The 1,057-nt window shown below is 45.7% G+C and carries 1 rRNA gene and 1 pseudogene; both read right to left on the bottom strand.

Annotation, left to right across the window (positions count from 1 at the left end):
* Nucleotides 1-132: 132 nt before the first annotated feature.
* Nucleotides 133-420: pseudogene (locus tag BN1067_RS19640) on the bottom strand (transposase); the annotation flags it as partial.
* 276 nt (nucleotides 421-696) lie between these two features.
* Nucleotides 697-812 (bottom strand): 5S ribosomal RNA (gene rrf, locus BN1067_RS19645).
* Nucleotides 813-1,057 lie beyond the last annotated feature (245 nt).

A 1,057-nucleotide genomic window follows, 5' to 3' on the forward strand; every position in this document is an offset into this window, starting at 1 on the left:
CAGACCGCAGAGGAAATAAACTCGCTTTCCGCGGACGAACGCCCGAGCCTCCTCGCAAAGCCCGCTGTGGGGTCTCGGCCGCCCGTTTTTCCGCAGGAGTCTCGCTTATTTCCTCTGCTACACTATTTCGCTCTACAGAGCCTTTTTAACCGCTTGCTGCCATAAAATTTTTTGCTTTAATCGTTCAACGTCTTTGATTCCAAAGGAATCTCGTTTTAAAACCTTTATCGTATGGTTTATTCCCTCGATATACCCATTATGAAATGGATACATGAACGACTGTAAAATCTCTTGTTTCCAACGCATGAACGTTTTTCTTACACGGCGAAATGCCTCTATGTTTGAAGCACGCATCCATTTCAAACATTCTTCCAGCCCTTTTCCGGCTGTCTTCTCATCACTTGTCTTAAACCATTGTTTTCTCTTTACAGAACGGGCACTTTTGTTGCCAATGTCTTGTGTAAAGCNGCGTTGCACTCATATCCCTCTCTTTTTCCTTTGGTGTCAGCAACTTTAGGGTAACAAAGAGAGAGGGAATGAGTGTATTTTTTTTTTGCACACTGCAGGAACACCCATCACAACAGGGGACACCACCACATTCAGTATAGAGCCTCTATTTTTTACAAAACAATAGGAAACACGAAACGAAAAAACACCCTTGAACGAGTGGTTCTCATTCAAGGGTGTTTCAGTTTTGCCTGGCGGCGTCCTACTCTCGCAGGGGCAAAGCCCCAACTACCATGGGCGCTGGAGAACTTAACTTCTGTGTTCGGCATGGGAACAGGTGTGACCTCTCCGCTATTGCCACCAGACCTGCAGGATGCAGGTCGTTCTGTGTTGTTCACAGGACGTGAACGGTCTTAACAGAACTTCCTTTAGGTGCTTTTAAGAAAGATGTACCTTCAAAACTAGATAAGAGGGAAGACATTCAATGAACATTGACACGTTTTTTTAATCCAGCTCTGCGGGCTAGATGCTCGCGTCATAAGTCATTCCCCTACAAGCCCATATTGCAGGGCTTTTCGGTGACTGGCTTATGCGTGTCGCATCTGACCAA

The sequence above is a fragment of the Virgibacillus senegalensis genome, from assembly GCF_000821245.2.
In the GTDB taxonomy this organism is placed as follows: Bacteria; Bacillota; Bacilli; order Bacillales; family Amphibacillaceae; genus Sediminibacillus; species Sediminibacillus senegalensis.